The sequence below is a fragment of the Streptomyces sp. MS19 genome (genome assembly GCF_047200595.1).
In the GTDB taxonomy this organism is placed as follows: domain Bacteria; phylum Actinomycetota; class Actinomycetes; order Streptomycetales; family Streptomycetaceae; genus Streptomyces.
Map to the genome: position 1 here is coordinate 235,615 of NZ_JBJZOH010000004.1, position 21,945 is coordinate 257,559.

Here is a 21,945-nt window from a genome sequence, read left to right on the forward strand (position 1 = left end):
TGCCCAACGGGAAAGGCACGCGATGTCCCGCCCCACCGTCAGAGCAGCCGTCACCGGCCTGCTCGTCGCGGTGCTCCACCTGTTGTGGCCCGCCGCGGCCGGGAGCGCGCTCGCGGCACGTCCGGCGGCGGCCGGGACGCCCGGGTTCTGCCCGGACGACTCCGGCGTCAGCGTCGTCGTGGACTTCCGCGAGCTCGGCGGTGGCCGCGTCGTCCGCTGCGCGCCCGGCAGCCAGCGCGACGGCCTGGCGGCGCTGCGCAACGCGGGCTTCGACGTGGCGGGCACCGCCCGCTGGGGCGACTCGTTCGTCTGCCGGATCAACGGGCGTCCCGGCGTGGACCGCGAGCCGTGCGCCGACACACCGCCCACCACCGCGTACTGGTCCTACTGGCACGCGGAGAACGGCGGACCGTGGCGCTACAGCCAGCGCGGCGCGGTGAACCGGACGCCGCCGCAGGGCAGCATCGACGGCTGGTCCTTCCAGCTCGGCGTGGCGGAAGGAGAGTCGATCGCCCCCGGCGTCGCACCCCTGCGCGTCGGCACGCCCGCCGAACCGCCCGCACCCGGCGGCGGTGGCAGTGGGGGCAGCGGCAACAGCGCACCCGATGCACCGCCCACCCCGCAGCCACCCGTTCAGGACACACCGGCCACGGGCGGCGACAGCGGCGGCACGGCACCCACCGGCGAACCGGCCGCCACCGAGCCCGCCCCCGACGAGGAGCCGGACGAGCCGGACGAGGCGGACGAGACCCCGCCGGACGAAAGCCCCACCCCCTCACCCGATGCCACGCCGACCGGCGGACCGGCGACCGGAACCGCCACAGCCTCCGGGCAGGCCGCCGGAGCCGCCGGCGACTCCGACTGGGCCGGCGAGGACAGCGCCTACGCCGAAGCGGAGATCGACGGCTCCTCCGGCCCGTCACCCCTCACCCTCGGCGTCCTCGCCCTGCTGGCCGTCCTCGGCACCGGCGGCATCGTCACCGCACGCCGCAGGCGCCGCGCCGCCGCCGCATCGGCCGACGACGCATGACGCCCGCAGGCCCGCTGCCCCGTGCCCTGCACCCCGGAGCGTGGTGGCTGTGGGCCCTCGGGCTCGCCGTCGTCGCGGGACGGACCACCAACCCGCTCCTGCTCGCCCTGCTGCTCGCGGTGACCGGCTACGTCGTCGTGCGGCGGCGCACCGACGCCCCCTGGGCCCTGTCATTCCGGATGTACCTGGTCTTCGGCGCCGTCATCGTCCTGATGCGCGTCGTGTTCAGGGTCGTCCTCGGCGGGGGACAGGGCGAGCACATCCTGCTCACCCTCCCCGAGATCCCGCTGCCCGACGCGGCCGCGGGTATCCGGCTGTTCGGCCCGGTCGCCGCCGAGGAGGTGCTCGGCGGCCTCTACGACGGGCTCCAGCTCGCCACCATGGTCGTCTGCGTCGGCGCGGCCAACGCGCTCGCCAACCCCAAGCGGATGCTCAAGGCCATGCCGGGCGCGCTGCACGAGATCGGGACGTCCGTCGTCGTCGCCCTCACCGTCGCGCCGCAGCTGATCGAGAGCGTCCAGCGGGTCCGCCGCGCCCGGCGGCTCCGCGGCGCGCGCGAACGCGGACGGCGGGCCCTGCGCGGCATTCTGATCCCGGTCCTCGAAGACGCCCTGGCCCGCTCCCTCGCCCTGGCCGCCGCCATGTCCGCCCGCGGCTACGGGCGCACCGGCACCGCCACCCCCCGCGCCCGCCTCACCGTCGGCGTCCTCGTCATCGCCGGGCTTCTCGGCATCGCCGCGGGCCTCTACGGGGTGCTCGACACCAACGCCCCCGGCTACCTCGGCGTACCGATGCTGCTGACGGGCACCGCCGTCGCCGTGCTCGGCTTCGCCCTCGGCGGGCGCCGCGTACGCCGCACCGGCTACCGACCCGACCACTGGCGTGCCGGAGAACTACTCACCGCCGCCTCCGGACTCACCGCCGCCGTCCTCATGTACGCGGCCTCCCGCACCGACCCCGCCACCCTCTACCCGGCTCTCTCGCCGCTGACCTGGCCCGACGTCACGCTCCTTCCCCTCCTCGCCGTCCTCGCCGGTCTCCTGCCCGCTCATCTCGCCCCGCCCCCACCCCCCACCCCGCCCACCCGGCCCTCCGTACAGCCGCAGCCCAGGGAGGCCGCCGCGTGATCCGCTTCGACCAGGTCGGACTCATCTACCACGGCGCCGACACACCGACCCTCACCGGCGTGGACCTGACCGTCGGAGAAGGCGAGCTGTGCCTCGTCGCCGGGCGCACCGGCTCCGGCAAGTCCACCCTCCTCGGCGCGGTCAACGGCCTCGTGCCCCGCTTCACCGGCGGCCTCCTCACCGGCACCGTCACCGTCGCCGGCCGGTCCACCGCCTCGGCGCCCCCACAGGAGTTCGCCCATCTCGTCGGCACCGTCGGCCAGGACCCCCTCGCCGGATTCGTCACCGACACGGTCGAGGAAGAACTCGCCTACGGCATGGAACAACTCGCCGTCCCCCCGGCGACGATGCGCAAGCGCGTGGAGGAGACGCTCGACCTCCTCGGCATCGCCGACCTGCGTCACCGCGCCCTGCGCACCCTCTCCGGAGGCCAGCAGCAGCGCGTGGCGATCGGCTCCGTCCTCACCGCCCACCCCGCCGTCCTCGTCCTCGACGAACCCACCTCCGCCCTCGACCCGACCGCCGCCGAGGAAGTCCTCGCCGCCGTCCTGCGGCTCGTCCACGACCTGGGCACCACCGTGCTGATCGCCGAGCACCGCATGGAACGCGTCCTCCAGTACGCCGACCGCCTCCTCCACCTCCCCGGCGACGGCACCGTCCGCGACGGCACCCCCGGCGAGCTGATGCCAGACCTCGCCGCCGCCGATGTCGCCCCGCCCGTCGTCCACCTCGGGCGCGTCGCGGGCTGGCACCCGCTGCCCCTCTCCGTCCGCGACGCCCGCCGCCACGCCCCCTCCCTGCGCGAACGCCTCGCCGACCGCCTGCCGCCCCCGCCACCACCTCCCCCCGCCGACCGAGCCCCCGCCCTCACCGCCCGGCGGATCACCGTGGCCTACGGCTCCACCGTCGCCGTCCGCGAGGTGGACCTCGCCCTGTACCCGGGCGACGTGACCGCCCTCATGGGCCGCAACGGCTCCGGCAAGTCCTCCCTCCTCTGGGCCCTCCAGGGCTCGGGACCCCGCCGCTCCGGCGACGTGTCCGTCTCCGGCAGCGACCCCGCCTCACTGCCCGCCCACCGGGCCAGGACACTCGTCGGACTCGTCCCGCAGAGCGCCGCCGACCTCCTCTACCTCCAGACGGTCGACACCGAATGCGCCCAGTCCGACGAGGAGTCCGAAGCCGACCCCGGCACCTGCCGCGCACTGCTCGACCGGCTGGCCCCAGGCATCCCCGGCGACCGCCACCCCCGCGACCTCTCCGAAGGCCAGCGCCTCGCCCTCGTCCTCGCGATCCAGCTCACCGCGGCCCCCGCCGTGATGCTCCTGGACGAACCCACCCGCGGTCTCGACTACCGGGCGAAGCGCGCCTTCGGCCGCGTCGTCCGCGACCTCGCCGACCGCGGCCACAGCGTCCTCACGGCGACCCACGACATCGAGTTCGTCGCGGCCACCGCCGACCGGGTGGCCGTGCTCGCCGAAGGCGAGATCGTCGCCGACGGCCCCACGGCCGACGTGATCTGCTCCTCCCCGTCCCTCGCACCCCAGGTGGCCAAGGTGCTGCGCCCCCAACCCTGGCTGACCCCCGACCAGGTCGCCGCCGCCCTCACCCTCTCGGAGGCGCGCCCATGACCGCCCTCCCCGAGCCGTCGTCCGGAGCCGCCACCACGCACCGGGTCACCGTCCTGCGCATCGGACCCCGCACCGCCGTCGTCCTCGTCCTGGCCTCCCTCATCGGGCTCGCCATGTTCTGCTGGCCCCTCCTCTCACCTCCCGAACCCGAGGCGATCGCCCACGGCGGGCACGCCCCCCTGCTGTTCGTGCTCCTCCTCCCCGTCGTGCTCGCCGTCGTCCTGGCCGAGATCACCGAGGGCGGCCTCGACCCCAAGGCGCTCGCCCTCCTCGGCGTTCTGGCGGCAGTGAACGCCGCCCTGCGGCCCCTCGGCGCCGGCACCGCCGGCATCGAGACGGTCTTCTTCCTCCTCATCCTGGCGGGGCGCGTCTTCGGCCCCGGCTTCGGCTTCGCCCTCGGCACCGTCTCCCTCTTCGCCTCCGCCCTGCTGACGGCCGGCGTCGGCCCCTGGCTGCCCTTCCAGATGATGGCGGCGGGCTGGGTCGGCCTCGGCGCGGGACTGCTCCCGCGCCGGGCGACCGGACGCGCCGAGACGGCCTTGCTCGTCTGCTACGGCATCGTGGCGGCCTACGCCTTCGGCCTCCTGATGAACCTCTGGTTCTGGCCCTACGCCACCGGAGACGGGACCGAACTCTCCATCGACCCCGAGGCCGGCGTCCTCGACAACCTCCACACCTTCGGCGTCTACACCCTGGTCACCTCCACCCTCGGCTGGGACACCGGTCGGGCCCTCACCAACGCCGCCGCCATCCTGGCCCTCGGACCCGCCGTGCTCACGACGCTGCGCCGCGCCGCCCGGCGCGCCGCCTTCACCGCCCCGGTCACCTTCGCCGCCCCCGCCGGCCCGGACGACATCGGCATCGGGAACACGACCGGGACCGCACCGGAGCACGGGACGGCCGCGACCGCGGCTCCCGGCCGTCCGGTCCCGCCTCCGGCGGCGTCTTCCACGCCGTCCCGGCCGTGACACGCCGCCGCGCACAGCCCTCCCCACCCGCCACAGGCGCGCCCGTCCGGCGTCCCGCCGCTCCGAGGCGGCGGCAGGCATGCCCTGCCCGCGCGCCCGCTCCGGATGGCGCCAGACGCCGGGCTCCGCCCTCGCGCTCCCCGGCGCGACCGGAGACCCGCGCACGGCGGGGGAGGAGGGGAGGACACGGATGCGGTGGACGTGGCGGCAGCGGTGGTCGCCGGGTCGCTGACCCTGTCCTTGACCTTCTTGTCCCGGGTTTTCCGGAACTGCCTCAGTGCGTTCATGGCGGCGATCCTGTCAGCCGCCCGCCGACAGCCGTCGTGCGTTGTCCACAGCCCGCCCGATAAGGCGGATGGTCCGATTTTCAGTGGGGATGCGATGGTGGTTCAGGACGCGATCACGGTTCAGCGCCGGGGCCGAGGGCGTTTCGGACGGGGCGCCCGGCCGGTGAGCCGCTCCAGACACGCGCGGACCGCCAGCCGCCCCGCCCAATGGAACGCCCGTTCATGGGAGTCCACCTCGTGCACGACAAGCTCCCGCAGCACCAACGCGACCGCCGCGTCCAGCGACCTCGCGTCCACCTCCGTCCGCACCCCGTCGAGGAACGCCTCGCGATACTGCCGGTGCTCCTCCCGCGTACCCTCCCTGGCCAGGTACTCCGCCGCCGTCTCCAGCGTCACCCCGGGCAGCCGCGGCTCGAAGTCCACCAGGACAAGGGCGAAGTCACTGGGACACGACGTCTGACGCGCGTGCAGCACCCTCACGTCCCGCACCGGCCGTGACGGAAACCGGTCCGCTCCCTCGGCGTCCAGCACCGGACGATTCCCCTCCGCCACGACCATGCCCCACATCCTCTCGGCCAGCCCATCCGAATCTTCCTCATCGCAAACAACCCCGGTCGCCCGTGCTCCCCTGCCCGGTCGAACGCCCAGACCCGCCAGACCCGCGCCACACCACTCCACGCACCACCCGGTACCCCGCATCATGCCTGGTCAGCAGCCCCGCAAACCCCTTCACGCATCCCCCGTCGCGCCGCGCAGACTCACCACCGCACCCTCTGCCCGTCCGCCTTGCCCCTTCCTCCCCGCCACCACGTCACTCCCGCCGGGTAACCTGCCCCGCATGACAGGACAACCGAGCACGCCGGCGGGCTGGTACGCAGACCCCCAGGGAACCCCCAACCAGCTCCGCTGGTGGGACGGGGGCCAGTGGACCTCGCACACCCACGCAGGCGGCGCCGCCCCCGCGTCCGCTCCCCCGGCGCAGCCGCAGCAGCCTTCCCAGCCTCCGCAGGTCCAGGCCCAGGCCCAGGCCCAGGCCCAGGCCCAGGCCCAGGGCAACCCCGGTTACGGTCAGCCCCAGATCCCGCAGCAGGGCCAGTACGGCGCGGGCGCGGCGCCCGCCGGAGTCAGCGGCGGCTCCCTGTTCACCGAGCCGGTGCTCGTCGTGAACCAGAAGACGAAGCTCATCGAGCTGACCAACGAGTACAGCGTCTTCGACCAGCACGGCCGGACCATCGGCACCGTGACGCAGGTCGGCCAGAGCGCCCTGCGGAAGGCCGCGCGCTTCCTCACCAGCCTCGACCAGTACATGACGCACCGGCTGGAGATACGCGACGCCCACGGGCAGCCCCAGCTGATGCTCACCCGCCCCGCCAAGTTCATCAAGTCGCGCGTCATCGTCGCCCGGCCCGACGGACAGCAGGTCGGCGAGATCATCCAGCAGAACGCGATCGGCAAGATCAACTTCTCCATCGAGGCCAACGGCCAGCGGCTCGGCACCCTCCAGGCCGAGAACTGGCGCGCGTGGAACTTCAGCGTCACCGACCACAGCGGCGCCGAGGTCGCCCGCATCACCAAGACGTGGGAAGGCCTCGCCAAGACGATGTTCACCACGGCGGACAACTACGTCCTCCAGATCCACCGCCAGCTGCCCGACCCCCTGCTCAGCCTGGTCGTCGCCACCGCCCTCACCGTGGACACGGCCCTCAAGCAGGACGCGCGCGGACTGGGCTGACCCCTTCCGCCGACCGGCGCCCCCACCCGGCCGGCCGTGCTCGCCACCGCAACGAGCGCGGGCCGGCCGCGCCGCCCGGCCGCGCCGCCCGGCCACGGGAATCCGCCGCACCTCCCGCGCCCCTCGCCGTGAACCCGCCGTCCCCGACCCCCGACGCCCCGGCACCGACACCCGTCCGTGAACGCTGGGCGGCCCAGACCCGTCCCGTCCGCTGGGCGCTCACCGCCTACCTCGCCGGCTTCGCCGAGGGAACCGCCGCCCACGCCCTCGACATCGCCACCGGCGGCATCCACGCCTACGCGGGCCTCGGCCCTCCCGCGATGCAGGCCTTCTACCTCAGCCTGGTTGTCCTCGACCCGCTGGTGGTACTCCTCGTGTCCCGCGTACGCCCGCGCGGCATCGCCCTGGCGGCAACCGTGATGGCCGCCGACATGACCGCGAACTGGATCACCAACTGGCCCACACTCCGCGACGACCCCACATGGCTCCTCCGCCCCGTGGGGCTCCTCCCCATCACACTCTTCGGCCTCTTCGTCGCGGCGACCGCCATCCCCCTCCACCGCTCGGTCACCAACCTCTGAAACCGGGGCCCCGGCGCAACCGGTCAGGAACGAAGAAGCACGATCCACCGCCACCTCGTAGCGTCGGCCATGACACCGCCCCCGCGGCCCGCCCGCCCCCAGCAGGGAGAAACGACCAGCATGCCCAGCACACCGCACCACCGTTCCCCCGCACCCCGCGCCGCCGACAGCCACGAGGTGATACGCGTGCACGGCGCACGCGAGAACAACCTCAAGGACATCAGCGTCGAGATCCCCAAACGCAGGCTGACGGTCTTCACCGGTGTGTCCGGCTCCGGCAAGAGCTCCCTCGTCTTCAGCACCATCGCCGCCGAGTCCCAGCGCCTGGTCAACGAGACCTACAGCACCTTCGTCCAGGGCTTCATGCCCACCCAGGCACGCCCCGAGGTCGACGTCCTGGAGAACCTCACCTCCGCCATCGTCGTCGACCAACAGCGTCTCGGCTCCGACCCCAGGTCCACGGTCGGCACCGCCACCGACGCCCTCGCCCTCCTGCGCATCCTCTTCAGCCGCCTCGGACAGCCGCACATCGGCCCGCCCGGCGCGTTCTCCTTCAACGTCCCCACGGTCCGGGCGAGCGGCGCGATCACGGTCGAACGCGGCGCCAAGAAGACTGTCAAGCAGACCTTCAGCCGCACCGGCGGCATGTGCACCCGCTGCGAGGGCCGCGGCACCGTCTCCGACATCGACCTCACCCAGCTCTACGACGACTCCAAGTCCCTCGCCGAAGGCGCGATCACCGTCCCCGGTTACAAGGCGGACGGCTGGTGGACGGTACGGCTCTTCGCCGAGTCGGGCTTCCTCGACCCCGACAAGCCCATCCGCGACTACACCGAGACCGAGATGCGGGACTTCCTCCACCGCGAGCCCACCAAGGTCAAGGTCGAAGGCGTCAACCTCACCTACGAGGGACTGATCCCGAAGGTCCGCAAGTCGTTCCTCGCCAAGGACCGGGAGGCCATGCAGCCGCACATCCGCGCCTTCGTGGACCGCGCGGTCACCTTCACCACCTGCCCGGACTGCGACGGCACACGCCTCAGCGAGGCCGCACGCTCGTCGCGGATCGGCGTGACCGGCATCGCCGACGCGTGCGCCATGCAGATCAGCGACCTGGCCGCCTGGGTCCGCGACCTCGACGAGCCCTCCGTCGCCCCGCTGCTCACGACACTGGGCCGCACTCTCGACTCGTTCGTCGAGATAGGCCTCGGCTACCTCAGCCTCGACCGCTCCTCGGGCACGCTGTCCGGCGGCGAGGCCCAGCGCGTCAAGATGGTCCGCCACCTCGGCTCGGCGCTCACCGACGTCACCTACGTCTTCGACGAGCCCACCACAGGCCTGCACCCCCACGACATCCGGCGCATGAACGACCTCCTGCTGCGCCTGCGGGACAAGGGCAACACCGTCCTCGTCGTCGAGCACAAGCCGGAGACCATCGCCATCGCCGACCACGTCGTCGACCTCGGCCCCGGCGCGGGCACGGCGGGCGGCACCGTCTGCTTCGAGGGCACCGTCGACGGCCTCAGGACCAGCGGCACCCTCACCGGCCGCCACCTCGACGACCGCGCCTCGCTCAAGGCGACGGTGCGCAAGCCCACCGGCGCGCTGGAGATCCGCGGCGCCTCGGCGCACAACCTCCGCGGCGTGGACGTGGACATCCCGCTCGGCGTGCTGGTCGCCGTCACCGGGGTCGCCGGCTCCGGCAAGAGCTCGCTCGTGCACGGGTCGATCCCCGCGGGCGCCGGCGTCGTGTCCGTCGACCAGACCGCGATCCGCGGCTCGCGCCGCAGCAACCCCGCCACGTACACCGGCCTGCTCGACCCGATCCGCAAGGCGTTCGCCAAGGCCAACGGCGTCAAGCCCGCCCTGTTCAGCGCCAACTCCGAAGGCGCCTGCCCCGAGTGCAAGGGCGCGGGCGTCATCTGGACCGAACTGGCCACGATGGCCCCCGTCGCCACCACCTGCGAGGAGTGCGAGGGCAAGCGGTTCCACGCGTCCGTCCTCGAACACCGCCTCGGCGGCCGCGACATCAGCGAGGTCCTGGCGATGCCGGTGACCGAGGCCCGCGCGTTCTTCGGCGACGGCGAGGCGCGTACGCCCGCCGCGCGCGCCGTCCTCGACCGGCTCGCCGACGTCGGCCTCGGCTACCTCGCCCTCGGCCAGCCGCTCACCACCCTGTCCGGCGGCGAGCGGCAGCGGCTCAAACTGGCCACCCACATGGCCGAGAAGGGCGGCGTCTACGTCCTCGACGAACCCACCGCCGGACTCCACCTCGCCGACGTGCGGCAGCTCCTCGGCCTGCTCGACCGCCTCGTCGACGCCGGCAAGTCGGTCATCGTCGTCGAGCACCACCAGGCGGTCATGGCCCACGCCGACTGGATCATCGACCTCGGCCCCGGCGCCGGGCACGACGGCGGACGCGTCGTCTTCGAGGGCACGCCCGCCGACCTCGTCGCCGCCCGCGCCACCCTCACCGGCGAGCACCTCGCCGCGTACGCCGGCGCCTGACCCCGCCCGCCGCCCGCCGCGACGCGTACCCCACCCCGTCCGGGCAGCAGGACCGTGGTCCATGAGACGCGGGAGGCCCTGTGTTCGACGGATTCACGCTGGAACGGCGCGCCGGGGACGGCGCGGAGCTGCGCGTCCGGCACGGCGGCAGCGGCCCGCCCGTCCTCCTCCTGCACGGCCAGCCCCGCGCGCACGCCACCTGGCACCGCGTCGCCCCGCAACTCGCCGCCGCAGGCCACACCGTGGTCCGCCCCGACGTGCGGGGCTACGGCGAGTCCGCCAAACCGCCGACCGACCCCGACCACCGCCCGTACTCCAAACGCGCCATGGCCGCCGACTGCCGCGCCCTGATGCGCGGCCTGGGGCACGAACGGTTCGCCGTCGTCGGCCACGACCGCGGCGCGTACGTCGCCACCCGCCTCGCCCTCGACCACCCGGCGGCGGTCTCCGCGTTCACGGTCCTGGCCGGCGTACCCATCGGGGAGGCTCTGCGGCGCTGCGACGCGAGATTCGCCGCGCGCTGGTGGCACTGGTTCCTCCTCGGCCAGACCGCCAAGCCCGCCGAACGCGTCATCACCGCCGACCCCGACGCCTGGTACGGGACGACGCCCGAGCACATGGGCCCCGAGGCGTAGGAGGACTTCCGCGCCGGCCTCGGCGTGGACCGTGAGCACGACGACGCCGACCGGCCGGCGGGACGGCGCGTCGCCTGCCCGGTCCAGGTGCTGTGGGCCACGCGCGACGACATGGCGGACCTCTACGGCGACGTCCTCGCCGTCTGGCGCGACTGGGCGGGGGACCGTCTTGAAGGCGCCCCGATCGCCTCCGGCCACCACATCGCCGAAGAGGCGCCGGACGAACTCGCCATCGCCCTGCGCGGCTTCTGGCGGACATCGCCACCCGCGGAACGGACGCGCTGACCACCGCCGCCACCGGCTCTTGCGGTGCGCCGCCTACCTCAATACAGTGTATCGTCATGAGACACCGTATCGCCGTGATCGGCGCCGGTCCCGGCGGCCTCGCCTTCGCCCGCGTCATGCACCGCCACGGCCATCCCGTCACCGTCCTCGAACGCGACCCCGCCCCCGGCGCCCGCCCCCCGGGCGGCACGCTCGACCTCCACGACGGACTGGGCCAGCTCGCGCTGGACAAGGCGGGCCTGCTGCCGGACTTCCGGGCCCTGTCCCGTCCCGAAGGGCAGGCCATGCGCATCCTGGACACGGACGGGACCGTCCTGCGCGACCGGCGGCCCGCCGCCGGCGACCTGGCCAACCCCGAGATCGACCGCGGACAGCTCCGCGACCTGCTGCTCGCCCCCCTGGACGTCCAGTGGGGGAGCGGCGTGACGGAGGTGGCGCCCGGCACCCCGGACGGCGCGCTGGTCCGCCTCGCGGACGGCCGGCAGGAGGCGTTCGACCTCGTCATCGGCGCGGACGGCGCCTGGTCCCGGGTCCGCCCGGCGCTCTCGCCCGCGACGCCGCGCTACACGGGCGTCACTGTCGTCGAAACCTCCCTGGATGACATCGACACCCGCCACCCCGGCCTCGCCCGCCTGGTCGGCGACGGCTCCATGGCCGTGTACGGCGCGAACCGCTCCCTCGTCGCCCAGCGCAACAGCGGCGGCCATGTAAAGGTGTATGCCCAGTTCCGAGCGCCGCTGGAACGGCACACGGGCCCGGCCGGCGCCGACACCACGCGATCGCAACTGCTGGCCCTGTTCGACGGCTGGGCCGCTCCCGTCCTCGGCCTCCTCCGCCACGGCACCGCCTTCGCCCGCCGCCCCCTCCACGTCCTGCCCGTGTCCCACAGCTGGGCCCACGTCCCCGGCGTGACGCTCCTGGGCGACGCCGCCCACCTGATGCCGCCCCTGGGCGTGGGCGCGAACCTCGCGCTGCTCGAAGGCGCCGAACTCGCCGAATCCCTCGCCACCGCCGCCCCCGGCGGCCTGGACGCGGCCGTCCGCGCCTTCGAGGAACGGATGTGGGCACGGGCCGCCAAGTGGGCCAGAATCACCGCGGCGGGCCTCGAACGCCTCGTGAGCCCGGACCCCGCCGAAGCCCTCGCCTTCTTCGACGAACTCCAGCCGTCCTGACCCCGGACGGTGTCCCACGCCGTCGAGCGCCATCCGCCAGACCCGGGGAAGGCCCGCCCTGTGCGCTCGGCCCTCTCCTCCGTGTACGTGCGCTCCCGCCGGCTATGTCGACAAGTCGCCCTCCGGGCGCCCTCCTCGGCCGTCACCGTCTCCGCGCGCTTCTTCCGCGGCCCGGCGGCAGGCTGCTCCCAGGGCGGGCACCTCACCCTCAGGGAGGCCGGTATCCGGCTGTTCGATTGCATAAAACTGTCGTGTTGCGTATAGTCATGCCTTCAGTGACGAGGAGGCGATGACCGTGCGCGCTGCGGTGGCGGGAGCGAGTGGCTACGCGGGGGGCGAGATCCTGCGCCTGCTGCTGGGACATCCGGAGATCGAGATCGGCGCCCTCACGGCGAACGCGAGCGCCGGGCAGCCCCTCGGCGTGAGCCAGCCCCACCTGCTGCCCCTCGCCGACCGCGTCCTGGAGACCACGACGCCCGAGACCCTCGCCGGACACGACGTCGTCTTCCTCGCCCTGCCCCACGGCCAGTCCGCCGCCGTGGCCGAGCAACTCGGCGACGCCGTCCTCGTCGTCGACTGCGGCGCCGACTTCCGCTTGGAGAACGCCGCCGACTGGGAGCACTTCTACGGCTCCCCCCACGCCGGTACCTGGCCCTACGGCCTCCCCGAACTGCCCGGCGCCCGCGCCGCCCTGCGCGGCACCAGGCGCATCGCCGTCCCCGGCTGCTACCCCACCGCCGTCAGCCTCGCGCTCTTCCCGGCCTACGCCGCCGGTCTCGCCGAGCCCGAAGCCGTCGTCGTCGCCGCGTCCGGCACGTCCGGCGCGGGCCGCGCCGCCAAGCCCCACCTGCTCGGCAGCGAGGTCATGGGCGCCATGAGCCCGTACGGCGTCGGCGGCCTCCACCGGCACACCCCCGAGATGGTCCAGAACCTCTCCGCCGTCGCCGGGGAGCGGGTCACCGTCTCGTTCACCCCCACCCTCGCGCCCATGCCGCGCGGCATCCTCGCGACGTGCAGCGCCAAGGCCAAGCCGGGCCTGACCGCCGGCGGCCTGCGCGAGGCGTACGCGAAGGCGCTCGCGGACGAGCCGTTCGCCCGCCTCCTGCCCGAGGGCCGGTGGCCGACCACCGCCGCCGTCGTCGGGTCGAACGCCGCGCTGCTCCAGGTCGCGTACGACGGGGCCGCGGGCCGCCTCATCGCGATCAGCGCGATCGACAACCTCACCAAGGGCACCGCGGGCGGCGCCGTGCAGAGCATGAACGTCGCCCTCGGCATCCCCGAGGACCTCGGCCTGCCCGCCGCCGGGATCGCGCCGTGAGCGTCACCGCCGCGCGGGGCTTCACGGCGACCGGCGTCGCCGCCGGGATCACGCCGGGCGGCACCCCCGACCTCGCCCTCGTCGTCAACGAGGGACCGGGCGCCGCCGCCGCGGGTGTCCTCACCGCCAACCGCGTCAAGGCGGCCCCCGTCCTGTGGACGCGGCAGGTCCTCGCCGCCGGCCAGGTCACCGCCGTCGTCGTCAACTCCGGCGGCGCCAACGCCTGCACCGGCCCCCTCGGCTTCCAGGACACCCACGCCACCGCCGAACGCGCCGCCGCCGCCCTCGGCCACAACGCCGCCGAGATCGCCGTCGCCTCCACCGGCCCCCTCGGCACCCGCCTGCCCATGGACCGGCTCCTGCCCGGCATCGACAGCGCCGCCGCCGCCCGCACTCCCCACGGCGGCGAGAAGGCCGCCCTCGCCATCAAGAGCACCGGCACCACCCACAAGACGGCCACCGCAGACGGCGACGGCTGGACGGTCGGCGGCATGGCCACGGGCGCCACCCTCCTCGCCGTCCTCACCACCGACGCCGACCTCCCGCCCGACACCCTCGACCGCGCCCTGCGCGCCGCCACCCGCACCACCTTCGAACGCGTCGAATCCGACGGCCGCGTGTCCACCAACGACACGGTCCTGCTCCTCGCCTCCGGCGCCTCCGGAACCACGCCGGACGAGGCCGCGTTCACCGAGGCCGTCCGCGCCGTCTGCGCCGACCTCACGCGGCAGCTCGTCCAGGACGCCCCGGGCGCCTCCAAGGACATCCGCGTCGAGATCACCGGAGCCGCCACCGAGGACGACGCCGTCGAGGCGGGCCGCGCCATCGCCCGCAGCAACCTCCTCAAGTGCGCCGTCCACGGCGAGGTCCCCGCCTGGGGCCGCGTCGTGGCCGCCCTCGGCACCACGTCCGCCGCCTTCGAGCCGCACCGCCTCGCCGTCACGTTCAACGGCGTCCGGGTCTGCCGCGACGGGCAGGCCGCCGACGACCCCACCCGCGCCGACCTGCGCTACCGCGAGGTCCGCATCACCGCCGACCTCGGCGCGGGCGAGGCATCCGCCGAGATCCTGACCAACGACCTGACAGCCGACTACGTTCACGAGAACAGCGCCCACTCCACATGACTGCTGCCGGTACCACCCGCAAACACACCGCGCTGCCCAAGGCGCGCATCCTCATCGAGGCGCTCCCCTGGCTCACCCGCCACCACGGCCGGACGGTCGTCATCAAGTTCGGCGGCAACGCCATGGTGGACGAGGAGCTGAAGGCCGCCTTCGCCCAGGACGTCGTCTTCCTCCGCCACGCGGGACTGCGCCCCGTCGTCGTCCACGGCGGCGGCCCCCAGATCAACGCGCAGCTCGAACGCGTCGGCCTCACCTCCGAGTTCCGCGCCGGCCTGCGCGTCACCTCGCCCGAGGCCATGGACGTCGTCCGCATGGTCCTCGCCGGGCAGGTCCAGCGCGAACTGGTCGGCCTGCTCAACCGGCACGGCCCCCTCGCCGTCGGCATGACCGGCGAGGACGCCCACCTGATGACCGCCACCAAGCGCTGGGCCGAGGTCGACGGCGAACGCGTGGACCTCGGCCGCGTCGGCGACGTCACCGCCGTGGACACCGGCGCCGTCGAGGCGCTGCTCGCGGACGGCCGCATCCCGGTCATCTCCTCCATCGCCCGCAGCGAGGACGACGACCACGTCTACAACATCAACGCCGACACCGCCGCCGCCGCCCTCGCCGCCGGACTCGGCGCCGAGACGCTGATGGTCCTCACCGACGTCGAGGGCCTGTACGCCGACTGGCCCGCGAGCGACGAGGTCATCAGCCGCCTCACCGTCAGCGAGCTGGAGACCCTGCTGCCCGAGCTGTCGAGCGGCATGGCGCCCAAGATGGAGGGCTGCCTGTACGCCGTCCGCAACGGCGTCGGCAACGCGCGCGTGATCGACGGCCGCGTGCCGCACGCGATCCTGCTGGAGATCTTCACCGACGAGGGGGTCGGGACGATGGTCGTGCCCGACGAGACGCCGGTCGACACACCCGACGACACACCCGACGACACACAAGGGGAGCCGTGATGAGCAACGAGTCGCTGACCGCCCGCTGGCAGGGCGCGCTGATGAACAACTACGGCACCCCCCGCATCCCCGTCGCCCGCGGCGAGGGCGCCCGGCTGTGGGACGCCGACGGCAAGGAGTACATCGACTTCCTCGCCGGCATCGCCGTCAACTCCCTGGGCACCGCCCACCCGGCCGTCGTCCGCGCCGTCACCGAGCAGATCGGCACCCTCGGCCACGTCTCCAACCTCTTCGTCACCGAACCCCCCGTCGCCCTCGCCGAGCGGCTCCTCGCCCTGGCCGGCCGCCCCGGCCGCGCGTTCTTCTGCAACTCGGGGACCGAGGCGCTCGAAGCCGTGTTCAAGATCGGCCGCCTCACCGGCCGCACCCACATGGTCGCCACCCAGGGCGCCTTCCACGGCCGGACCGTGGGCGCACTCGCCCTCACCGGCCAGCCGGCGAAGCAGCAGGGCTTCCACCCGCTGCCCGGCTCCGTCACCCACGTCCCCTTCGGCGACACCGAGGCACTGCGCGCCGCCGTCACCACCGACACCGCCTTCGTCGTCCTCGAACCCATCCAGGGCGAGAACGGCGTCGTCGTCCCGCCCGAGGGCTATCTGACGGCCGCCCGCGAGATCACCCGGGCCACCGGCACCCTCCTCGTCCTCGACGAGGTGCAGACCGGGATAGGGCGCACCGGCCACTGGTTCGCCTGCCAGGCCGAGGGCGTCGAGCCCGACGTCATCACGCTCGCCAAGGGCCTCGCCGGCGGGCTGCCGATCGGCGCGGTCCTCGCGTTCGGCGACACCGCCGGCCTGATCGCCCCCGGCGGCCACGGCACCACCTTCGGCGGCAACCCCGTCTCCTGCGCCGCCGCCCTCGCGGTCCTCGACACCATCGAGTCCGAAGGGCTGCTCGCCCACGTCAAGCGGATGGGGGAGCGGCTGCGCGACGGGATCTGGAACCTCGGCCACCCCCTGGTGGACAGCGTGCGGGGTGCCGGGCTGCTGATCGGTGTCGTGCTCACCGGACCCGTGTCGCGCGAGGTGCAGCAGGCCGCGCAGGACGCCGGGTTCCTCGTCAACGCGGCCGCCCCCGACGCCGTACGGCTCGCCCCGCCGCTGATCATCGGCGACGCCGAGGTGGACGCGCTCCTCGCGGCACTCCCCGGCATCCTGGACACGGCCGACGCGGCGGCCCGCGCGGCGGACGGCAGATGACCCGGAGGGGGAACATGAACGACGGACCGCAGTCGCCGGGGGAGCCCGCGCGCCCCGCCGTGCCGCAGACCCGCGCGGCACGGCACCGCCGGATCGTGGACATCCTGAACCGGCTGCCCGTGCGTTCCCAGAGCCAGCTCGCCAAGCTGCTCCTGGACGACGGCCTGAGCGTCACCCAGGCGACGCTCAGCCGCGACCTGGACGAGCTGGGCGCGGTGAAGATCCGCGGCGCCGGCGGGGAGCTGATCTACGCCGTGCCCAGCGAGGGCGGCTTCCGCACCCCCCGCGCGCCGCTCGGCGAGTCGGCCAAGGAGGAACGGATGGCGCGCCTCGCGGGCGAACTCCTGATCTCCGCCGAGGCCTCCGCCAACCTCGTCGTCCTGCGCACCCCGCCGGGCGCCGCCCAGTTCCTCGCCTCGGCCATCGACCAGGCCGAGGTCCACGAGATCCTCGGCACGATCGCGGGCGACGACACCGTCCTGCTGATCAGCCGCGACCCGGCCGGCGGCCAGCCGCTCGCCGACCACCTGCTGCGGCTGGCCCAGAAGGACCCGGCCCACAAGGACGCGGACCAGCCGGACGCGTAGCCGGACCGCCCGCGCCGTGCACCCGGCGCGGGCACCGCGCTGGTCTCGTGCGGGGGATTACCTGTGTGGTCCGGTACGTGACCGACCCGGCGAAGACCGAGGCGTTCGAACGCTTCGGGCGCCGCTGGACGGAACTGGTCGACGCCCACGGCGGCACGCACCACGGCTGCTTCCTCCCGGCCGAGGGGGCGAGCGACGAGGCGCTCGCCCTCTTCAGCTTCCCCGGCCTCGCCGCGTACGAGCGGTACCGCGCGCTGTTCGGCCGCGCCCCGGCGTTCGTCGAGGCGGACCGCATCAGGGACGAGAGCGGCTGCGTGCTGCGCCACGAGCGCACGTTCATGCGCCCGACGCTGCCCGGCGACCCGCCCGGCGACGGCTGACCGCGCGCCGGGGGAGCCCGTTCAGTGGTCGCGCCGCGCCGCGAGCCGGGCCAGCGCCGCCAGCTCCTCGCCCGCGGGCCCCTCCGGCCGCGCCGACTCCAGGCTCTCCAGCGCCAGCCGCAGTTCCTCCCCGGCGGCCTCCTCCGCCCACGCACGGCCGCCCGCCTCCTCGACCAGTCCGGCGAGCGCCGCCACCTCCTCCGGGTCCGGCGCGCTGTCCCGTTCGCCCGGCGGCTTGGCGTACCGCTCGGCGAGGCGGCGCCCGGCCGGGGTGCCGGAGTCCAGGGCGGCGACGACCGGCAGCGACTTCTTCCGCACCGCCAGGTCCGCCCCGGCCGGCTTCCCCGTCACCGCCGGATCGCCCCAGATGCCCAGCAGGTCGTCCGCGAGCTGGAACGCCATGCCCAGGTGGGTGCCGAAGCGCCGCAGCGCCTCGACGCGCGCCTCGTCCCCGCCGCCCCACAGCGCCCCGAGCGCGCACGAGCAGCCCAGCAGCGACGCCGTCTTCCGCTCCGTCATCGCGAGGCACTCGGCGAGCGTCACCCGGTCCCGCTCCTCGAAGCCGATGTCCGCCTGCTCGCCCTCGATCAGCTGGGTCGTCGCCTCCATCAGCCAGCGCAGCCCCATCACCGTCCTGGGTTCCGCCGCCTCGTGGCACAGGACGCGTCCCGCGTGGACGAGCAGCGCGTCCCCGGCGAGCAGCGCGGCGGGCGAGCCGAAGACGGTCCAGGCGGTCGGGCGGTGCCGCCGCGTCGTGTCGCCGTCGAGGATGTCGTCGTGCAGCAGGGAGAAGTTGTGCACCAGTTCGACGGCGACGGCCGGGGCGACCGCGTCGGCGGCGAGCCCGCCCACGGCCTCCGCGCTGACCAGGACCAGCGCGGGCCGCAGCGCCTTGCCGCCCGACGCGTCGGACGGCCGCCCCGCCGCGTCGGTCCAGCCGAAGTGGTACGACGCCACGCGCGCGACCGGCTCGGGAAGCCGCGCCACCCACTCCCGCAGCGCCGGGTCCATCACCGTGCGGCTGCGCCGCAGTGCCGTGCGGGCCGCCTGCCCGACCCCGGCGTCCGGTGCTGTGGTCATGACTGTGCCCTCCGCTTCTGGGCCGGGCGGTCCGCGGCCCTCGCGACAGCTTGGCCGCTCGGCCGGTGCGCCGGAACGGGGCGTGCCGCGACCCCTCGCACGGCCCACGCGCCTCCCGTACGCGCCCCGCGGTCGGCCGCGAGCCGCTGACCAGCGCGTCCGGCTCCGCCACCGCCCCGCGCACCCGTCGTTCCGCGCGGCCGAAAATCACCCGTACGGATGAGCGCGGGCGTCAGGCGGGCGGCTGGTGCAGTCCGAAGCGCGACCCCTGGTCGTCCCGGCAGAGCACGAAACGGCCGAAGCGCGCCTGCGTCCCGGCGTCGCCGTCGAGCGCCGTGCTGTCCACCGAGCCGCCCAGCGCCTGGACCTTCGTCAGCGCCGCGTCCATGTCCTCGACGAGGAAGAAGACGACCGGCCGCGCCCCCCGGTCCCCGCCGTGCAGCCCGCCGGGCACCCCGAGGCCCGAGACCATCACCCCGTCCTCCGCCGGGCCCGGCGCGAAACTCCACCCGAAGAGGCCCGCGTAGAACGTCCTGGCGAGCGAGACGTCGGCCACGCCCAGCTCGACGAACGCGACCTCACCGGGCATGCGACGGCTCCTTCCGCCCTGGCTGCGCAGACCTGAGCCACCATAGCCAGCGACGGGCACGCGGCCGGGCGGCACGCGGGACCGGCGGCGGGCGGCGGCCGGAACGGCTGGATTGACGAATCATGCAGAGTGCTGCATAGTTATTCTGTTCAGTGTGTGGGACCGAAGGAGACAACCCGTGACCGAGCGCGTCGTGCTGGCCGACCAGGGAGGCCCCGCCCCCCACCACACGGGCGCGGGGCGCGCCGTGGCCCGGCGGGAGGGCGCCCTGTGAGCGGCAACGACGTCCGCCTGTGGGGCGGCAGGTTCGCCGACGGCCCGGCCGCCGCGCTCGAAGCGCTGAGCGCCTCCGTCCACTTCGACTGGCGGCTCGCGCCCTACGACATCGCCGGGTCGCGCGCCCACGCCCGCGTCCTGCACGGCGCCGGGCTGCTGACCGCCGACGAGCTGACGGCCATGCTGGCGGGCCTCGACCGGCTCGCCGCCGACGTGGCGGACGGCTCGTTCACCGGGACCGTCGCCGACGAGGACGTCCACACCGCCCTCGAACGCGGCCTGCTGGAGCGCCTCGGCCCCGCCCTCGGCGGCAAGCTGCGCGCGGGCCGGTCGCGCAACGACCAGGTCGCCACCCTCTTCCGCATGTACCTGCGCGACCACGCGCGGATCATCGCCGGGCTCGTCGCCGACGTGCAGGAGGCCCTGATCGCGCTGGCCGACGCGCACCCCGGCGTGGCCATGCCCGGCCGCACCCACTTCCAGCACGCGCAGCCGGTCCTCTTCGCCCACCACGTCCTGGCGCACGTCCAGGCCCTGTCCCGGGACGCGGAACGGCTCCGGCAGTGGGACGCGCGCACCGCCGTCTCGCCGTACGGTTCCGGCGCGCTGGCGGGCTCGTCCCTCGGCCTCGACCCGGAGGCGGTCGCCGCCGACCTGGGCTTCGAGGGCGGCTCGGCGGCCAACTCGATCGACGGCACGGCGTCCCGCGACTTCGTCGCCGAGTTCGCGTTCATCACCGCCATGATCGGCGTGGACATCTCCCGCATCGCCGAGGAGATCATCGTCTGGAACACGAAGGAGTTCTCCTTCGTGACGCTGCACGACGCCTTCTCCACCGGCAGCTCGATCATGCCGCAGAAGAAGAACCCCGACATCGCCGAGCTCGCACGCGGCAAGTCGGGCCGCCTCATCGGCAACCTGACCGGTCTCATGGCCACCCTGAAGGCCCTGCCCCTCGCCTACAACCGCGACCTCCAGGAGGACAAGGAGCCCGTCTTCGACTCCTGCGACCAGCTGGAGGTCCTGCTGCCCGCGTTCACCGGCATGCTCGCCACCCTCACGGTCAAGACCGAGCGGCTCGAACAGCTGGCGCCCGCCGGGTTCTCCCTGGCGACCGACATCGCGGAGTGGCTGGTCAAGCAGGGCGTGCCGTTCCGCGACGCGCACGAGGTCGCGGGGGAGTGCGTCAAGGTCTGCGAGGCCGAGGGCATCGAACTCGACGGCCTGACGGACGAGCAGTTCGCCAAGATCTCGCCGCACCTGACGCCCGAGGTCCGCACGGTCCTCACCGTCGAGGGCTCCCTGGCGGCACGTTCCGCCCGGGGCGGCACCGCGCCCTCGGCCGTCGCCGTGCAGTTCGGGGAGGTCAGGAACGGGCTCGTGCGGCAGCGCGAATGGATCGCCGCACGCCCCCTCTCCGTCGCGCCCGACCCCGCCTGACGGCGAGTGACGCGGTGGGCGGGACCGGCCCGCGTCACTCCCCGGGGTAGCGCAGGCCGATCCGCTCCCGCACGGTGTCGAGCGTCCGCATGACGGCCAGCGAGCCGTCCAGCGGCACGAGGGGCGACTCGCGCTCGCCCGCCCGCAGGCAGCGCGCCACCTCGGCCGCCTCGTACGCGAGCGTGTCGGCCGGGCCCGCCTCCGAGAACTCCTCGGGGGCGTGGCCCTCCCGGTGCAGCGTGAAACCGCGCGGATGGAAGAAGCCGCGGTGGAACTCGACGCGCCCCGTGGAGCCTGTCACCACGGCGGTGCGCGCCGTGTCCGCCACCAGCGAGCACGTCAGCGCCGCCATGGCCCCCGACGGGTAGCCGAGCAGCATCCCCGTGTGCGTGTCCACGCCGCCGCGCAGCCGCGCCCAGGCGGTGACGTCCGCCGGCTCGCCCAGCACGAGCTGCGCGAACGACACGGGGTACACGCCCAGGTCCAGCAGCGCGCCGCCGCCGAGCGCCGGGTCGAGCAGCCGGTGCGCCGGGTCGGGTGGCACGTCGATCCCGAAGTCGGCGTGCACCGCGCGGACCTCCCCGATCGCGCCGTCGCGCACCAGCTCGACCATGCGCCGGATCGCCGGGTTGCAGTACATCCACATCGCTTCCATCAGGAAGACACCGCGCTCCCTGGCCAGCGCGACCAGCGCCCCTGCCTCGGCCGCGTCGAGTGTGAACGGCTTCTCGCACAGCACCGGCCTGCCCGCGTCCAGGAACAGCCGCACCGCGTCGTGGTGCGCGCTGTGCGGCGTTGCCACGTACACCGCGTCCACCGCCGGATCGGCGGCCAGCGCCGCCCAGTCGCCGTACGCGGCCGGGACGCCGTGCCGCTCGGCGAAGGCGGCGGCCGACGCCTCGGTCCGCGACGCCACGGCCACCACCTCGGCGTCGGGCTCCGCCGCCAGATCGCGCGTGAACTTCGCCGCGATACCGCCCGTCGCCACGACGCCCCACCGCACCGGACGCCCCGTCAGATCCCCTGCAACGCCGTCCACACGCTTCCTTCCCGCC

General features: G+C 74.4%; 19 protein-coding genes and 1 pseudogene. 16 read left to right on the top strand and 4 right to left on the bottom strand.

All coding sequences use genetic code 11. The features are described 5' to 3' along the window. The first annotated feature begins 22 nt into the window (after positions 1 to 22). The 4 genes from ACL02R_RS06635 to ACL02R_RS06650 are packed head-to-tail and all read left to right on the top strand — an operon-like array spanning position 23 to position 4,753. Positions 23 to 1,030, top strand: a complete 1,008-nt coding sequence (locus ACL02R_RS06635) for a hypothetical protein (RefSeq protein WP_412795911.1) — start codon at positions 23 to 25, stop codon at positions 1,028 to 1,030. After that, positions 1,027 to 2,157 (top strand): energy-coupling factor transporter transmembrane protein EcfT, encoded by a 1,131-nt coding sequence (locus ACL02R_RS06640; RefSeq protein ID WP_412795912.1) that lies wholly within the window; start codon positions 1,027 to 1,029, stop codon positions 2,155 to 2,157. Before ACL02R_RS06635 ends, ACL02R_RS06640 begins: the two co-directional genes overlap by 4 nt. Beyond that, positions 2,154 to 3,785 carry an ABC transporter ATP-binding protein gene (locus ACL02R_RS06645; RefSeq protein WP_412795913.1) on the top strand — a complete coding sequence of 544 codons (1,632 nt, stop codon included), beginning with the start codon at positions 2,154 to 2,156 and terminating at the stop codon, positions 3,783 to 3,785. Before ACL02R_RS06640 ends, ACL02R_RS06645 begins: the two co-directional genes overlap by 4 nt. Further along, the gene (locus ACL02R_RS06650; RefSeq protein ID WP_412795914.1) at positions 3,782 to 4,753 is read left to right on the top strand and encodes an ECF transporter S component; all 972 of its coding nucleotides are present in this window, start codon (positions 3,782 to 3,784) and stop codon (positions 4,751 to 4,753) included. Before ACL02R_RS06645 ends, ACL02R_RS06650 begins: the two co-directional genes overlap by 4 nt. 407 nt (positions 4,754 to 5,160) lie before the next feature. Here ACL02R_RS06650 and ACL02R_RS06655 read toward each other — a convergent pair whose 3' ends face one another. Further along, entirely contained in the window at positions 5,161 to 5,514 is a 354-nt protein-coding gene (locus tag ACL02R_RS06655; RefSeq protein ID WP_412795915.1) for a hypothetical protein, read from the bottom strand. A 364-nt stretch (positions 5,515 to 5,878) separates the two neighbouring features. On the opposite strand from ACL02R_RS06655, the gene ACL02R_RS06660 reads away from it, so the two are divergent. The 11 genes and pseudogenes from ACL02R_RS06660 to ACL02R_RS06710 all read left to right on the top strand — a co-directional run bounded on the left by ACL02R_RS06660 (position 5,879) and on the right by ACL02R_RS06710 (position 17,505). Continuing rightward, positions 5,879 to 6,772, top strand: a complete 894-nt coding sequence (locus ACL02R_RS06660; protein WP_412795916.1) for a phospholipid scramblase-related protein — start codon at positions 5,879 to 5,881, stop codon at positions 6,770 to 6,772. Between the two features lie 128 nt (positions 6,773 to 6,900). Then, positions 6,901 to 7,353 (top strand): hypothetical protein, encoded by a 453-nt coding sequence (locus tag ACL02R_RS06665; protein ID WP_412795917.1) that lies wholly within the window; start codon positions 6,901 to 6,903, stop codon positions 7,351 to 7,353. A 120-nt stretch (positions 7,354 to 7,473) separates the two neighbouring features. Further along, entirely contained in the window at positions 7,474 to 9,858 is a 2,385-nt protein-coding gene (locus ACL02R_RS06670; RefSeq protein ID WP_412795918.1) for an ATP-binding cassette domain-containing protein, read from the top strand. An 80-nt stretch (positions 9,859 to 9,938) separates the two neighbouring features. Next, positions 9,939 to 10,778 (top strand): annotated as a pseudogene (locus ACL02R_RS06675) (alpha/beta fold hydrolase). 56 nt (positions 10,779 to 10,834) lie between these two features. Next, positions 10,835 to 11,950 (top strand): FAD-dependent oxidoreductase, encoded by a 1,116-nt coding sequence (locus ACL02R_RS06680; protein WP_412795919.1) that lies wholly within the window; start codon positions 10,835 to 10,837, stop codon positions 11,948 to 11,950. 289 nt (positions 11,951 to 12,239) lie between these two features. After that, on the top strand, positions 12,240 to 13,268 hold the full coding sequence (argC, locus tag ACL02R_RS06685) for an N-acetyl-gamma-glutamyl-phosphate reductase (RefSeq protein WP_412795920.1): 1,029 nt from the start codon (positions 12,240 to 12,242) through the stop codon (positions 13,266 to 13,268). After that, positions 13,265 to 14,392 carry a bifunctional glutamate N-acetyltransferase/amino-acid acetyltransferase ArgJ gene (argJ, locus tag ACL02R_RS06690; RefSeq protein WP_412795921.1) on the top strand — a complete coding sequence of 376 codons (1,128 nt, stop codon included), beginning with the start codon at positions 13,265 to 13,267 and terminating at the stop codon, positions 14,390 to 14,392. Before argC ends, argJ begins: the two co-directional genes overlap by 4 nt. Continuing rightward, a complete protein-coding gene (gene argB / locus ACL02R_RS06695; protein ID WP_412795922.1) occupies positions 14,389 to 15,339 on the top strand; it encodes an acetylglutamate kinase in 951 nt (316 codons plus the stop codon). The genes argJ and argB overlap by 4 nt, the downstream gene beginning before the upstream one ends. After that, on the top strand, positions 15,339 to 16,538 hold the full coding sequence (locus ACL02R_RS06700) for an acetylornithine transaminase (RefSeq protein ID WP_412795923.1): 1,200 nt from the start codon (positions 15,339 to 15,341) through the stop codon (positions 16,536 to 16,538). Before argB ends, ACL02R_RS06700 begins: the two co-directional genes overlap by 1 nt. 14 nt (positions 16,539 to 16,552) lie before the next feature. Continuing rightward, positions 16,553 to 17,125 carry an arginine repressor gene (locus ACL02R_RS06705; RefSeq protein WP_412795924.1) on the top strand — a complete coding sequence of 191 codons (573 nt, stop codon included), beginning with the start codon at positions 16,553 to 16,555 and terminating at the stop codon, positions 17,123 to 17,125. A gap of 65 nt (positions 17,126 to 17,190) precedes the next feature. Next, positions 17,191 to 17,505, top strand: coding sequence for an NIPSNAP family protein (locus tag ACL02R_RS06710; protein WP_412795925.1), 315 nt, complete (start codon positions 17,191 to 17,193; stop codon positions 17,503 to 17,505). 21 nt (positions 17,506 to 17,526) lie between these two features. On the opposite strand, the gene ACL02R_RS06715 is transcribed toward ACL02R_RS06710, so the two are convergent. Next, the gene (locus tag ACL02R_RS06715; protein ID WP_412795926.1) at positions 17,527 to 18,585 is read right to left on the bottom strand and encodes a polyprenyl synthetase family protein; all 1,059 of its coding nucleotides are present in this window, start codon (positions 18,583 to 18,585) and stop codon (positions 17,527 to 17,529) included. A gap of 232 nt (positions 18,586 to 18,817) precedes the next feature. Further along, positions 18,818 to 19,174 (bottom strand): VOC family protein, encoded by a 357-nt coding sequence (locus tag ACL02R_RS06720; protein WP_412795927.1) that lies wholly within the window; start codon positions 19,172 to 19,174, stop codon positions 18,818 to 18,820. A 270-nt stretch (positions 19,175 to 19,444) separates the two neighbouring features. On the opposite strand from ACL02R_RS06720, the gene argH reads away from it, so the two are divergent. Beyond that, positions 19,445 to 20,890 (top strand): argininosuccinate lyase, encoded by a 1,446-nt coding sequence (gene argH, locus ACL02R_RS06725; protein WP_412795928.1) that lies wholly within the window; start codon positions 19,445 to 19,447, stop codon positions 20,888 to 20,890. Positions 20,891 to 20,924: 34 nt separating this feature from the next. On the opposite strand, the gene ACL02R_RS06730 is transcribed toward argH, so the two are convergent. Further along, positions 20,925 to 21,929 carry a Gfo/Idh/MocA family protein gene (locus tag ACL02R_RS06730; protein ID WP_412795929.1) on the bottom strand — a complete coding sequence of 335 codons (1,005 nt, stop codon included), beginning with the start codon at positions 21,927 to 21,929 and terminating at the stop codon, positions 20,925 to 20,927. Positions 21,930 to 21,945: the final 16 nt, after the last annotated feature.